We start from the raw sequence: 14,242 nt of genomic DNA on the forward strand, positions 1-14,242 counted from the left end.
GAGGAGGCGAAGGAGCTCAACATGAGTAGGTGCTCGATACTCAGCGCCGCCGTACTGTCCGTTGCCGGCCTGATGCTGCCCGCTATACCGACGGCGCACGCGTCGGTATGCGGTTCGGTCGGCGGCAGGTACGTCGACGTCAGCGGGTGCGCGGATCCGTTCTCGGAACTCAACGATGCGCTGTACGCTCCGCCGCCTCCACCGCCGGCACCGAATGTCAACGTCTGTGTGAACGCCGGCCGCCGGATCAACGTGAGCGGCTGCATCGGATGAGTGCATCGCTTGAGCCGACGCCGGAACAGATCGCGGCACTGGTCGCGCGGCCGGCCGACGAACCCGTCGTGATGATCAACCTGCTGCAGTTCAAGGACGACGGCGGCAGACAGAGTTACATCCGGTACATCCAAGAGGTCACGCCACACCTGCAGCGCGTCGGCGGCACCGTCCGTTATGCGGGCGACGCACCGACGGTCGTCATCGGCGACGGCGAAAAGCCTTGGTGGGACGCCATTATCGTGGTCGAGTATCCGTCACCGGCCGCGTTCCTCGACATGGTGACCAACGAGGAATACCTCAAGGTCCACCAACATCGCGCGGCTGGGCTGGACCGCGGCGACCTCATCGCAACCTCGATCTGGTCCCGCGCCGAGTAACGCCATGTACCTGATCACAGGCGCCGGTGGTGGCATCGGCAGCGTCAGCCGCCGTGTCGTGCAGCAGCTGCTCGACGATGGAGAGCAAGTGCGCGCCATGGTGCGGCGCGACGACGAGCGCGCCGACCAATTGCGTGCGACGGGCGCCGACGTGATCGTCGGCGACCTGACCAGTGCCCGCGACATCGTCGACGCGATGATCGGTGTGCGTCGGATGTTCTTCAACATGAGCGTGTCCCCGGACTATCTGCGCGCCACCACCGAGGTGTGCGCGGTGGCATTGGAGCGTGGAGAGGTCGACGTCATCGTGAACATGTCCCAGATGACGGTGTCGCAGATGACGCTCACCGGCACCGGCGAATCCAACCAACATCGCCTGCACTGGCTGGCCGAGCACGTCCTCAACTGGTCCGGCCTGCCCGTAATCCACGTCAGGCCAACGACTTTCCTTGACAACCCGTTGTTCACCTCTCTGGCGAAACAAGCTGTCCACGAACGCGGCGTTCTCGCGCTGCCCTTCGGCACCGGGCGAACTTCGCCGATCTCCGCCGACGACGTCGCCCGCGTGGTGGTTGCCCTGCTGCGCCACCCCGACGGCCGGATCGGCGAGGTATATGAGCTGACCGGTCCCGAGGTGCTCGACATCAACGGCCTGGCAGAGCATTACAGTCGCGCGCTGAACCGGCCGATCACCGCCGAAGATCTGGTCCTGGACGAATGGGAGCGTCGGGTGCTCACGCCGGTGGGTCTGCCCGACCATGTCAACCAGCACATCGCCACGATGGCGCGGTTACATCGCGAAGGACGCTACGACCGTCGCACCGACGACGTCGAGCAGATCACCGGCCAGGCCGCACAAACCGTCGAGCAGTACGTGGCGTCGAATCCGGATCTGTTCTACTGAGCGGCGTGAATCGCGAAGCCTTTCAGCGTCTGTTCGACATGACCGGCCGTACCGTCGTCGTCACGGGCGGTACCAGAGGAATCGGCCTCGCCCTGGCGGAGGGTTTCGTGCTGGCCGGCGCTCGCGTCGTAGTCGCGAGTCGCAAACCCGACGCGTGCGATCAGGCCGCCGAACACTTGCGCGGGCTCGGCGGCGAGGCGATTGGGGTGCCGACACACCTCGGCGACGTCGACTCTCTGGGCGCCCTGGTGCAGCTGACCGTCGACGAGTTCGGCGGCATCGATGTAGTGGTCAACAACGCCGCCAATGCGCTCGCGCAACCGCTCGGAGAGATGACCGTTGACGCGTGGTCGAAGTCGTATGAGGTGAACCTGCGCGGGCCCGTGTTCTTGGTGCAGCATGCGTTGCCTCATCTGCAGGCGAGCTCGCACGCGGCCGTGCTGAACATGGTGTCGACGGGCGCATTCCAGTTCGCGCCGCAGGTGTCTATGTACGCGGCGGGCAAGGCGGCGCTTCTCTCGTTCACACGATCGATGTCCGCCGCGTACGTCGCGCACGGCATCAGGGTCAACGCGCTGGCGCCGGGTCCCGTCGACACCGACATGATGCGCAACAACCCACCTGAGGCGATCGAGTACATGAAGGGCGGCACGCTGATGAAGCGGTTGGCCTCGCCCGATGAAATGGTCGGCGCCGCACTGCTGTTGACGTCGGACGCAGGCAGCTACATCACCGGGCAGGTGATCATCGCTGACGGTGGCGGAACGCCTCGCTAGCCTCGCCGATCAGCCCGCCCGCCCCGGCCAGGATCTGGCTGCGGTTCTCCAGGTGCAGCGCCGACTCGAGGCTGCCGGCGTCGAGATTCGCCCACATCACCTGCTTGGTGGACTCGACGCCGAATTTGCCGTAACCACAGAGTGTTTCGGCGATGTCCAGTGCGTCGTCGACCACTGAGTCCGACAACCGCGAGACAATGCCAAGCCGCAGCGCCTCGTCGGCGTCGACGGCGCGTGCCGTCAGGATCAAGTCGAATGCCGGTCCGGCGCCGATGATGCGGGGCAACGTGTAGCTCACGCCGATGTCGCAGCCGCCGATGCCGAGCTTGATGAACTGCGTGCAGAACCGCGCCGACTCGGAGGCGATCCGGATGTCGCATGCCAGCGCTATGCCGAACCCGCCACCGTAGGCGGGCCCGTTGACCGCTGCGATCACCGGCTGCCGCAGCCGGTAAATCTTCGCAGTGAGGTTCGCGATGAGTTCCTGCCAGCGCATGCCGGACCGCGGAAACTCCGTGCCCCCGCCCGCCTGCGATGGATTCGGGTCGGACAGATCGAGACCCGAACAAAAACCCCGCCCCGCGCCCGTCAGCACCACGACGCGGCAGTCGTTGTCGGCCGCGATGCCGTCAAGCGCGGCATGCAGTTCCTCGACGAGCTCGTAGTTCAGCGCGTTGAGCTTCTCGGGCCGGTTCAGGGTGAGCACGGCGATATCGGGACGCGGGGAAGTCAATTCGAGGTGCGGCATGCGCCTCACGTTAAACCTCGCTGCGCCACCCGCTGACGCCAACGGCGATCATCCGCAGCTGCTTGACCGCGGTGCGCTTGATCTCATCGATGGCCGCCTGGTCGTTGGCGTCCTCGGTGGCCTCGGCGATCACGATCATCGCGTTGACGAACAGGCTGGCCAGGATGTTGAGATCCTCGCTGCTCCAGGTGTTCAGCCCTGGAAACCGGGCTAGGTCGATCGCCAATTCCGAAGTGATCAACCGAATTTCGGTGCGGATCGCGTACCGCAACACCGTCACACCGCTGGAGCGTTCGCGGCCGATGAACCGCCAGTGCTCGCGATCTTCGTTGAAGCTGTCGATGAGGATGTCGACGGTGGATTCGATGACGCGGTTGGGGTCGAGTTTGCCGGCCCGTGCAGAGCGCAGCATGTCGCGCAGTCTGCGGAACGACTCGTCGATCAACACCAGCCCGAGCGCCTCCATCGACTCGAAATGCCGATAGAACGCCGCGGGCACGATGCCGGCCTCTCGCGTGACTTCGCGCAGGCTCAGCGCGGCGAAGCTGCGGTCCTCGAGCAGCCTCAGCGCCGCCGCGACGATGGCGCGGCGAGTGGCTTCTTTGCGCTCCTCGCGCGACAGGGTGTCGCGGGAGCGCGATTTACTCGAACGACTCGATCTACTCGTTCGTGAACTGGGCGTACGACTGTTCACTATGTGAAACCTACCACAACCTGCTCGAATCGGTTGACGGATTCCGGTGGCGTGCCGCACAGTGTACACATGTTCACTCAAACTTTGACCCCGAGGCTGCGGGACAGGGTGCTCAGGTCACCGCTGGTCGACCTGCTGACTGGGCCCCACGGCGTGGACCGGTACACCGAACTTGTCGCCGCGACTTGGACCACGGGAGACGCCCGGGCCAAGATCGTTGCGGTCCGCCGCCAGACCCCGCGCAGCGTCACCCTGACTCTCGAGCCCAACCGGGCGTTCACCGGCTTTCGCGCCGGACAGCACATCAACCTCACCGTCGAGATCGACGGCCGTCGCCGCACCCGGCCCTACTCACCGGCCAGCGCCGAGGGCGCGCCGTACATCGAGCTGACCGTTGGCCGCCACGACGGCGGACTGGTCTCCACCTACCTCTACGAGCACGCGCGGCCCGGCATGGTCGTCGGACTCGACGCCGTGGGCGGGGACTTCGTACTCCCCGCCACCAGGCCGCAACGCATCCTGTTCGTCTCCGGCGGCAGCGGCATCACCCCGGTGATGTCGATGTTGCGCACCATGCGTGCTGAAGGCTCCGACCGCGAGGTGGCTTTCATCCACTACGCGCGTTCGGTTGACGAAGCCTGCTACCGAGACGAGCTTGACGCCATGTCCGGCGTCAAGGTCTTGCACGGCTACACCCGCTCGACCGCCGGTTCCGATCTTGAGGGCCGGTTCGGGCCCGATCATCTGGCGGCGGCGATGCCAGACGCCGACGCCGTGTTCGTCTGCGGCCCGGCGGCTTTGGTCGACGCCGTCCGCGAGCACTGCCCAAACGTGCGCGCTGAGAGCTTCGTTCCGCCGGTTTTCGACACGTCAGCACAGGCGTCAGGCGGCAGCGTTACCTTCGCCGACAGCGGGGTCGAGGTGACTGACGACGGCAGGCCGCTACTCGAGCAGGCCGAAGCCGCGGGACTCACGCCTGAAAGTGGCTGCCGAATGGGCATCTGCCACAGCTGTACCCGTCGCAAAACCACCGGCGTGGTCCGCAACCTCATCACCGGAACGGTGTCGAGTGCCGAGCAGGAGGACGTACAGATCTGCGTGACCGTCCCCGTCGGCGACGTCGACATCGCCCTTTAACCGAAAGGAGTTCGCCATGACTGTCACCACCACAGCCACCGCTCCCGCCCCCAAGACGATCAGCAAGACCGTCGGCGGCAAGACCGTCAGCATGACCCCCGAGCAGGCCGAGGCGTTCGGCCGTGAGCTCGATGCACTGAAGGAACGCGTGATCGCCGATCTAGGTGAGCGCGACGCGACCTACATCCGCCGAATCATCAAGGCCCAACGGGCGCTTGAGGTCGGCGGCCGTGCGCTGCTGTTCGGCGGTATCTTCCCGCCGTTCTGGCTGGCTGGCACGGCGATGCTCGGCCTGTCGAAAATCATCGACAATATGGAGATCGGTCACAACGTGATGCACGGCCAGTACGACTGGATGGGCGATCCGGCGATCTCCAGCCGCGGGTTCGAATGGGACACCGCGTGCCCGGGTGATCAGTGGCGCCACTCGCACAACTACATGCACCACACCTACACCAACATCGTCGGGATGGACCGCGACATCGGTTACGGCATCCTGCGGATGAGTGAGGACCAGAAGTGGCGGCCGTACTTCCTCGGCAACCCGATCTACGCATTCCTGTTGATGGTGCTGTTCCAGTATGGCGTTGCGCTGCACGAGCTCGAAACCGAGCGGATCCGCGCGGGTGAGATTTCGATCGCCGACAAGCGCGAGATCCTCGAAGGGATTTGGCGCAAGACCAAGCGGCAGACGCTGAAGGATTATGTGGCGTTCCCGCTGCTGGCCGGTCCGTTCGCGCCGTGGGTGTTGGCGGGCAACCTGACAGCCAACCTGATCCGCAACGTCTGGTCGTACATGATCATCTTCTGCGGTCACTTCCCCGAGGACGTCCAGGAGTTCTCCATCGAGGAGACCAAGGCCGAGACCCGCGGGATGTGGTACTTCCGCCAGATCCTCGGATCGGCAAACCTGACCGGCGGCAAGCTCTTTCACATCCTGAGCGGCAACCTGTCATTCCAGATCGAGCACCATCTGTTCCCCGACATCCCGGCGCACCGCCACGCAGAAATCTCCGAAGAGGTCCGCGAGGTTTGCGGGCGCTACGGCGTCCCGTACAACACGGGTCCGCTGCCGAAGCAGTTCGCGACGGTGGTCCGCAAGATCATCAAGCTGGCGCTGCCCTCAGGTCTGGCAGACCGGGCACCAGTAGCAGATGCGGTCGCCACTGTTGTCTGACTCGATCGGCGTGCCGCAGCGTCGGCAGGGTAGCCCGCCGCGGCCGTAGACCCACAACTCTTGGCCGTGGCGGGTATTGCCGGTGGTCGTGCGATTCCACCGAGAGCGGTTCAGCCACAGCATGTCTCGGGCCCGCTGTACTATCCGCAGCGGGTCCTTGACCTGGCTGACCGCAGCGGTGGGCAGGTGCCCGGTGACGAAGCACAGTTCGTTGCAGAAGACGTTTCCGACACCAGCCATCACCCGCTGGTCGAGCAGCGTCTCGGACAGCGGGCGGTCGGGCTCGGCCACCAGGTTGACCGCCGCGACCTGCGGATCCCAGTCGTCGCCAAGAAGGTCGGGGCCCAGATGGGCGACGACGTCCATGTCGTGGTCGCGCTCGAGTACTTCGAGTACGCCCAGATCGATGCCAGCTGCCTGAAAGTCAGCCGTTTCCAGAATGATCCGGATCCGATAGCCTGCCCGGCTCGGCTTGCTGACCGGGTTGACCTTCCAACTGCCCTCCATCTTCAGGTCCGAATGGATGCTGGCTGTGCCGACCCGGATGAACAGATGCTTGCCGCGGCTGATCACCTCGTCGACCACCTGGCCGGTCAGGTCGACAGTCGCGTACTTGGGCACCCGGACGTCGCATCGGGTCAGCGTCTTGCCTGCCAACGCATCGCGCAAGATCGTGGCGGTGTGCCAGACGGTGTCGCCCTCAGGCATGCGTCATTGGACCCACGTCAGCGAAAGTTCCCACAGTCGTTCAGCATTGGCCGCGTCCAGGGCATACGGCGCGACCCCGCCCGTGCCTGGCCCGCCGCGGCGCTCGACCCGCACCGCTTCGTTGCAGTTCTCGAAGTAGCGCCCGCCGACACCTTCCACCAAGGGGGAGGCGGCCAGCAGCACCGACGTTGCCGCGCCTTGCTCGACCGTCTTGAAGTCCGTGCCCGCCGCCCGAAACGCCTCGAGGGCGTCAGCGGCGTAGTGCGCGGGCAGGTGTCGCTGCAGCGGGGTGGCGATTCCGCCCGGCATCAGGGCGTTGGCGACGATCCCGTTCGACGCCCACCGGCGGGTGGCCTCGACGGCGAACAGCACATTGGCGGTCTTCGACTGACCGTAGGCGCCGAACGGGTCGTAATCGCGAAATGCGTAGTCGATGTCGTCGAACACCACAGGTGAACGCAGGTGCCCACCAGAGCTCACCGACACAATCCGCGCGGAGGGGGCCGCCGCCAGTGCATCATGCAGCCCGAGCGCCAGCGCGAAGTGGCCGAGATGATTTGTCGCGAACTGCATTTCGTGGCCGCTTGCAGAGATTGTCAGCTCTTGGATCGCCATCACGCCGGCGTTGTTGACCAAGATGTCAAGCGGTCTGGTCCACGCAGAGATGAACGCGTTGACGCTGGCGAGATCCGATAGTTCCAGGGCGGCGACGGTGACCGCGGTGTTGCCGGTGCTTTCGCGAATGTCGGCGGCGACCCGCTCACCGGTCTCGGTGTTGCGGACGGCCAGCGTGACCGCCGCCCCGGCGGCGGCCAGTGCCCGCGCGGTTTCGACGCCGATTCCCGACGACGCGCCGGTGACGATGGCCCGTTTATCGGATAGGTCGACGCCGGCGATGACCTCCGCGGCCGTCGAGGAGAAACCGAAGGGTGTCGTGATCAAGTCAGGGCTCATGTCAGTGGCCAACCTGTGGCTGCTGGACGGTGTTCCCGGCAGCTGTGATCACGTCCTCGGCCTGCTGCGCGATGCGGGCGACCAATGCGCTCGCGGAGTCCAGCTCGTTGACCAGATCGACGGCTTCGCCGGCCCAGATCGGCAGGTAGTCGCGGTCGCCGCGGTCGGCAGCGGCGCGGAACTCGGCAAGCGCGCTTTCATCGGATTCGAGCTCGGATTCCTTGCCGTCCCATGCGTGGGTGAACCGGTTACGCAGCGTTCTCGCGGGATAGCGGGCAGGCCACCCGGCCTCGGTGGCGATGTCAAGGACGCGGCCGCGGACCGTGTCGGAGGCCCCCGCCGCCATGATCGCCTTTGCTTCCTCGGCATCGAGCAGCGCCTCATCGGTGGCCTCGAACCGGGTACCCATCAGGGCGCCCGCAGCCCCGAGCATCAGCGCCGCCGCCAATCCGCGGCCGTCGGCAATCCCGCCTGCGGCGAGCACCGGTGTCCCGCCGGCAATGTCGACCACAGCGGGCACGAACGGCAGTGTCGCGCGACCGCCACCGTGGCCGCCGGCCTCACCGCCTTGTGCCACAACGACGTTCGCGCCGACATCCAGCGCGCGTCGCGCCTCATCCATATCGGTGACCTGCACCATCAGTGGAATGCCTGCGGTCAGGATCGTTTCGGCAAACGGGGTTGGATCTCCGAACGACAGCATGATGGCCGCCGGGGATCGTTGGATCGCTGCCTCGACGGCTTCGGGGCCGATCGCCCACGTCAAAAATCCGATGCCCCACGGCTTCGCGGTCGCTGCCTCGGCGATCGCACACTCGCGCGCGAGCCAGTTCAGGCCGCCGCGGCCAGCGCCGAGCAGCCCGAGCCCGCCACCTTCCGACACGGCCGCCGCGAGCGCTCCACCGGCCACACTGCCCATCGGGGCAAGCACGATCGGGTGGTCGATTCCGAACATCGTCGTCAACGCCGTACGGAGGGCCATGTCCCGAACTGTAGGCGCCGACGTCAGCGCAGACGTAGGCCCCTGGGGGTGCGCGCGAACCCGGCTCCGATCAACGCGTCCTGCACTGCCGCGCGCTCGCCTTCGGCGACCCACTCCAACACCGGAACGCCATTGACCTTCTCGACGAGCAGCGGGCCGATGTGCCCGGCGCTCACGAGATCGGCCAACGCCGCTGCGGCCGCGGCGTGCGCGTCGGTGTCGGCGGTGAAACTCAACAGCGATCGCCCGCCACGCTCGAGGAACCATGCCAGTTCGCCGTCGACGAGGGCGACCAGCGCACCCGCCTTGCGACCCGGCCGATGCGACACGTCCTCCTCGGCCACCTTGCGCGACGGCCACGGCAGCGCGGCGCCGTACGGGTTGGCGGGATCGGCGGCGGCCAGCACGACCGCGTGGTATTCGCGGCGCTCCGGGTCGACGCCGTCGAGGTAGGACCGCAGCCGGTCGACCGTCGACGCGACCGCGAATTGCGCCCCGCCCAGCGACTCGACGAAGTAACCGCGCTGGCATCGGCCCGCATCCTCGAAAGCGGTCAGCACCTTGTACAGCATCGCGAAGCCGCCAGGCACCTCCTCGGCGCCCACCGCGCCCTTGGTCAGCACGCCGTACCGGCTGAGCAACAACTCGGCCTGGAAATGCGCGCGCACCGTCGACTCCGGCTCGGCCGTGGGCAGCGCCGACCATCGGCCAGCCACCGTCGGATCGGAGCTGCGGGCCTGCGCGTGCGCGACGCTGTAGCGGCTCAACCGCGGCGGACGCTGCCGTTGCCGATGTGCCGGTGTTCCGCGCCGGCCGGTGGACCGTCGCGTGCCGACCAGCATCGCGCGCATCGGCGCGAAGGTGTCGCCGGTGACCCAGCCCGCCCAAATCAGTTCCCAGAGCGCCTGTTTGAACTGTTCGGTGTCGCCACCGCCGGCTGAGCCGGCAATCTGGCCTCCGCCGGCTGAGCCGGCAATCTGGCCTCCGCCGGCTGAGCCGGCAATCGGGCCACCGCCGGCTGAGCCGGCAATCTGGCCTCCGCCGGCTGAGCCGGCAATCGGGCCATCGGCAAGCTGACGGAAGAAGTACGCGCCGCCGCCGCCGAGTGTTTCCAAGATCGACCGATGAGTGTCGGTGAACTCGATCTCTGTCGGCGCGGCCAGCGTCAACGGCGCCGACTCGGCGGGATGGAACGCGATCCAGCCGTCCCCACCGCCGATCTGACCCACCCCCGACCACGTGACCTCACCGGAGGCAAGTAGCTCGTCGAGCATCGACGGCTGGTAGTCGCGCACCCGCTGCCCGAACACCAGCGATTCGACCGCGGACGCCGGAATCGGTACCCCGGCCAACTGTTCGATCACGGCGGCTAGACCGTCGATGCCCGAATTGTGCGAGCCGACGTGCTGCCACGACGGCAGGAAGCGTCCGTATGCAGCGGTGCTGACCGGCTCGACCTGCGCTCGCAGCGCGGCCAGTGACCGGCGCCGCAAAATCTTCAAAACGTCTGCGTCACACCATTGCTCGCCATCCGCAGAATCGGTGAACTCACCGCGGATCAGTCTGCCGTCGATGGCCATGCGGCCCAGCACATCCGCGGTCACCCGCAGCCCGAGCCCGAAGCGGGCCGCGGCGTCGTGAGTGGTGAACGGTCCGTGCGTACGGGCGTATCTGCCGAGTAATTCGCCGAGCGGGTCGTCGACCGATTCGGTGAACGCTGCCGGCACCCCCACCGGCACAGCGACACCGACGCCGTCGCGCAGCAGACCGATGTCTTCGACTGCGGCCCACCAGGTTTGGTCGGCGAACGACACCCTGACCGCCCGCTTTGCGGCTAGCAGGCCGTCCAGCCAGCCGCCCACCTCGGTTGTCGTGCAGCGCTGGGCGATCTCGTCTTCGGTCAGGGGGCCGAGCACCCGCAGCAGATCCGCGATGCCCTCCGCGTCGCGGGCTAGCCGGTCGGAGCTCAGATGCTGCAGTTGTTGTGTGGTGGTCGCGATGACCTGTGGATCGAGCAGCTCGCGCAACTCGACCCGGCCCAACAGCTCCGCCAGCAGCACGCTGTCCAGTGACAGTGCGGCGGCGCGCCGCTCGGCGAGCGGGCTGTCGCCCTCGTACATGAATGCGCCGACGTAGCCGAACAACAATGACGCCGCGAATGGTGACGGGGTAGCGGTCTCCACTTCGACCACCCGCAGCCGCCGCTGCGCCACCCGGTGCATCAACTCGGTGAGCGCGGGCACATCGTAGACGTCCTGCAGACATTCGCGGACCGCTTCCAGCACGATCGGGAAGTCCGGATACTTGCGGGCGACGTCGAGCAGCTGCGCGGCCCGTTGGCGCTGATGCCACAGCGGCGACCGTTTGCCGGGATGTCGACGTGGCAAAAGCAGTGCGCGGGCGGCACATTCGCGGAATCGTGAAGCGAACAACGCCGAGCCGCCCACCTCCGCGGTGACGATCGGTTCGATCTCGTCGGTGTCGAACACGAACAGGTCGGCCCCGGGTGCGGCGTCCTCGGTGTCCGGCAGCCGAACGATGATGCCGTCGTCGGACGCGGTCGGTTTCTCGTCGATGCCGTAGCGTTCGCGCAGCCGTCGCGATACAGCCAGTGCGAGCGGTCCGTGCACCCGAAGCCCGTAGGGGGAGTGCAGGATCACTCGCCAGTCGCCGAGTTCGTCGCGGAACCGCTCGACAAGAAGTGTGCTATCGCTGGGCACCGTGCCCGTCGCCTGGCGCTGGTCGTCGAGCAGCTGCCACAGATTGTTGGAGGCGAACTCGTCGAAACCCATTGCCCGGCAACGCTCGACGAATTCGTCGCGTCCGAGCCGTGCCAGCTCACCCGTGAACGCGCCGACGGCCGCGCCCAACTCTGCGGGCCTGCCGACACCGTCGCCCTTCCAGAATGGCAGCCGCGCGGGCTGGCCCGGCGCCGGGATGACCAGCACCCGATCATGGGTGATCTCGGTGATGCGCCAGCTGGTCGCGCCAAGCGAGATCACGTCACCCGGTCGGGATTCGTAGACCATCTCCTCGTCGAGTTCACCTACCCGAGAGGGCTTTTCGGAGTCGGTGGCGAGGTAGACGGTGAACAGGCCGCGGTCCGGGATCGCGCCGCCGGACGTCACCGCCAACCGCTGCGCACCCGGGCGCGCCGTCAGAGTGCCCGCATCCCGGTCATACACCAGCCGCGGCCGCAGTTCGGCGAACTCGGTGGACGGGTACTTGCCGGACAGCAGGTCCAGCGTCGCCTCAAATGCGCTGCGCGGCAACGTCGCGAACGGCGCGCTGCGACGCACCGCGTCGAACCAGCGATCGGCGTCGATGGGCTCCAGCGCGCAGGCCGCTACCGTGTGTTGCGCCAGCACGTCGAGCGGATTCGTCGGCACATGCATGGTCTCGATCTCGCCGGCCAGCATCCGCTTCACCGTGACCGCGCACCCGATCAGGTCGGTGCGGTGCTTGGGAAACAGCACGCCCTGGGAGATTTCGCCAACCTGGTGCCCCGCGCGGCCGATGCGCTGCAATCCGCTGGCCACCGACGGCGGCGCCTCGACCTGGATCACCAAGTCGACCGCGCCCATGTCTATGCCCAGCTCGAGGCTGGACGTCGCGACCACCGCGCGTAGCCGCCCGCTCTTGAGGTCGTCCTCCACGAGGGCGCGTTGCTCCTTGCTGACCGAGCCGTGGTGCGCGCGGGCCAACAGCGTGGGTGCGCCGTGGGACTGACCGCTGGCCATCAGTTGCGCCGGCGAGCCGCCGCCGACCTGGGGGTTGCGCCCTTCCGGCAGCTCGATGCCCATGCGTTCGGCGTGAATCTCGTTGAGCCGCGAGGTAAGTCGCTCGGCCAGTCGTCGCGAGTTGGCGAACACGATCGAGCTGCGGTGCGCCTCGATCAGGTCGACGATGCGCGCCTCGACATCCGGCCAGATGGAGTTGTTCTCCAAGTTGGCCATGTCGGGGACCGGTACCTGAACCGACAGGTCGAAGGTCTTGGCCGCGGGCGGCGCGACGATCGTCGTCCTCGCCTGCCCCGAAAGGAATCGCGCGACTTCCTCGGCCGGACGGACGGTGGCCGACAGCCCGATGCGCTGAGCGGGCGTGGCCAGGATCTGGTCGAGCCGCTCCAGCGACAGGGCCAGATGCGCGCCGCGTTTGGTGCCCGCGACGGCATGCACCTCGTCCACGATGACCGTCTGCACCTCGGCCAGCGTTTCGCGGGCCGCGGAGGTCAGCATCAGGAACAGCGACTCCGGCGTGGTGATCAGGATGTCGGGCGGATTCGTGATCAGCGTGCGGCGTTGCGCCGGGGGAGTGTCGCCGGAGCGGACCCCCACACTGATGTCGGGTGCGGGGACTCCGCGACGCTCGGCGACGCGGGCGACCCCGGTGAGCGGGGTGCGAAGGTTGCGTTCGACGTCGACGGCAAGCGCCTTCAGCGGCGATACGTACAGCACGCGGGTGCCGGCCTTCGCCGGCCTGGGCTCTGACGAGGCGAGCCGGTCGATGGCCCACAGGAACGCGGCCAGCGTCTTGCCGGACCCGGTGGGCGCGATGACGAGCGTGTTGTCGCCGTCAGCGATGGCTGACCACGCTTGAGCCTGCGCTGGAGTGGGTTCGGCGAAGGTGCCCGTGAACCACTCCCGGGTCAGCGCGCTGAAGCGCTTGAGCGGGTCAGAGGTCATCTAGCCATGGTGCCGTGCGGCACCGACAAGTCCGCGATTTCGGCGCGGAAACCGTCGGTTGAGCGACGCTAACCGCGCCGAAATCGCCAGATCAGCGATGCTCGGGTGCGACGGCTTCGCTCAACGCGGACGGGATGCCCGGTACCCGCCCGATCGCATCCAGTAACGCGTGTGCGCAGCAGTCGCCGACATAGTCGGCATCGATCGACGGATCGATCAGCCGCTGACGGCACATCTCGAATGTGAACGCCAGCCAGCCGTAGATGGTGACCCGCAGGTCGCGTTCGACCTTGGAATCCATCGTTCCGCCGACCGCGTCGGTGATGCGCTCAATGATCCGGTTGGCCTGCCGGTCGTTGTCGACGTCTTCGATTCCCCGCAGCACCGGGTCTGAGCTGCCGTTGCCGACATACGCGGCCCATGCGCCGTGCGGATGCTCCTCGTCGTACCGCACATAAGCCAACACGCCCTCGCGGACCTGTGCGAACAGGCTGAGCCCCGGCTCCGGCGGGGTGCTGGTGGCCTCGAACAGCCGGTCACCCTCGGCACGTATCACCGCGGCGAAGAACGTCCGCTTGTCGGGGAAGTAGTGGTACATCAGTGCCCGCGACACCCCGGCCCGCTCGGCGATCTCGTCGATGCGCACCTCGTCGTACGGCCGCTCGCCGAAGACTTGCGCACCCAACGCCAGCAGTTCGTTGCGACGGTCGTCGGGCGACAGCCGACGTCGGGACTCAGCCATGGCCCCAGCTTAGTTGACACCTGTCTAACAGGGGGTTGATGCCCGTTAACCGAAACTCAAGGTCCGCCGCGCCGAAGACGAG

Annotated in this window: 13 protein-coding genes; 6 read left to right on the forward strand and 7 right to left on the reverse strand. The window is 67.0% G+C overall.

Annotated elements, in window-relative coordinates; all coding sequences use genetic code 11:
- Positions 1-21: 21 nt before the first annotated feature.
- The 4 genes from MYCSM_RS06210 to MYCSM_RS06225 are packed head-to-tail and all read left to right on the forward strand — an operon-like array spanning position 22 to position 2,333.
- Entirely contained in the window at positions 22-273 is a 252-nt protein-coding gene (locus MYCSM_RS06210; RefSeq protein WP_015305292.1) for a hypothetical protein, read from the forward strand.
- On the forward strand, positions 270-653 hold the full coding sequence (locus tag MYCSM_RS06215) for a DUF1330 domain-containing protein (protein WP_015305293.1): 384 nt from the start codon (positions 270-272) through the stop codon (positions 651-653). Before MYCSM_RS06210 ends, MYCSM_RS06215 begins: the two co-directional genes overlap by 4 nt.
- A gap of 4 nt (positions 654-657) precedes the next feature.
- Positions 658-1,557, forward strand: a complete 900-nt coding sequence (locus MYCSM_RS06220) for an NAD(P)H-binding protein (protein WP_015305294.1) — start codon at positions 658-660, stop codon at positions 1,555-1,557.
- A 38-nt stretch (positions 1,558-1,595) separates the two neighbouring features.
- A complete protein-coding gene (locus tag MYCSM_RS06225; RefSeq protein WP_442928523.1) occupies positions 1,596-2,333 on the forward strand; it encodes an SDR family NAD(P)-dependent oxidoreductase in 738 nt (245 codons plus the stop codon).
- Here the strand turns inward: MYCSM_RS06225 and MYCSM_RS06230 are convergent.
- Complete coding sequence (locus tag MYCSM_RS06230) at positions 2,302-3,081, reverse strand: enoyl-CoA hydratase/isomerase family protein (RefSeq protein ID WP_041313352.1); 780 nt, start codon at positions 3,079-3,081, stop codon at positions 2,302-2,304. The genes MYCSM_RS06225 and MYCSM_RS06230 overlap by 32 nt on opposite strands.
- 10 nt (positions 3,082-3,091) lie before the next feature.
- Positions 3,092-3,775: a TetR family transcriptional regulator gene (locus MYCSM_RS06235; protein WP_015305297.1), complete on the reverse strand. Its 684-nt coding sequence runs from the start codon at positions 3,773-3,775 to the stop codon at positions 3,092-3,094.
- Positions 3,776-3,844: 69 nt separating this feature from the next.
- On the opposite strand from MYCSM_RS06235, the gene MYCSM_RS06240 reads away from it, so the two are divergent.
- Together MYCSM_RS06240 and MYCSM_RS06245 are read left to right on the forward strand one after the other, a co-directional pair.
- Positions 3,845-4,912, forward strand: a complete 1,068-nt coding sequence (locus tag MYCSM_RS06240; RefSeq protein ID WP_041311409.1) for a ferredoxin reductase — start codon at positions 3,845-3,847, stop codon at positions 4,910-4,912.
- 16 nt (positions 4,913-4,928) lie between these two features.
- Positions 4,929-6,089 (forward strand): fatty acid desaturase family protein, encoded by a 1,161-nt coding sequence (locus tag MYCSM_RS06245; protein ID WP_015305299.1) that lies wholly within the window; start codon positions 4,929-4,931, stop codon positions 6,087-6,089.
- On the opposite strand, the gene nei2 is transcribed toward MYCSM_RS06245, so the two are convergent.
- The 5 genes from nei2 to MYCSM_RS06270 all read right to left on the reverse strand — a co-directional run bounded on the left by nei2 (position 6,036) and on the right by MYCSM_RS06270 (position 14,160).
- On the reverse strand, positions 6,036-6,797 hold the full coding sequence (gene nei2, locus MYCSM_RS06250) for an endonuclease VIII Nei2 (RefSeq protein ID WP_015305300.1): 762 nt from the start codon (positions 6,795-6,797) through the stop codon (positions 6,036-6,038). The two genes, MYCSM_RS06245 and nei2, sit on opposite strands and share 54 nt — an antisense overlap.
- Positions 6,798-6,800: 3 nt before the next feature.
- Positions 6,801-7,751: an SDR family NAD(P)-dependent oxidoreductase gene (locus tag MYCSM_RS06255; RefSeq protein ID WP_015305301.1), complete on the reverse strand. Its 951-nt coding sequence runs from the start codon at positions 7,749-7,751 to the stop codon at positions 6,801-6,803.
- A gap of 1 nt (position 7,752) precedes the next feature.
- A complete protein-coding gene (locus MYCSM_RS06260; protein ID WP_015305302.1) occupies positions 7,753-8,733 on the reverse strand; it encodes an NAD(P)H-dependent flavin oxidoreductase in 981 nt (326 codons plus the stop codon).
- A gap of 23 nt (positions 8,734-8,756) precedes the next feature.
- Positions 8,757-13,418 (reverse strand): ATP-dependent helicase, encoded by a 4,662-nt coding sequence (locus tag MYCSM_RS06265; RefSeq protein WP_015305303.1) that lies wholly within the window; start codon positions 13,416-13,418, stop codon positions 8,757-8,759.
- Positions 13,419-13,509: 91 nt separating this feature from the next.
- Entirely contained in the window at positions 13,510-14,160 is a 651-nt protein-coding gene (locus MYCSM_RS06270) for a TetR/AcrR family transcriptional regulator (RefSeq protein WP_015305304.1), read from the reverse strand.
- Between the last annotated feature and the right edge of the window lie 82 nt (positions 14,161-14,242).

Source organism: Mycobacterium sp. JS623 (assembly GCF_000328565.1).
Classification (GTDB): Bacteria; Actinomycetota; Actinomycetes; order Mycobacteriales; family Mycobacteriaceae; genus Mycobacterium.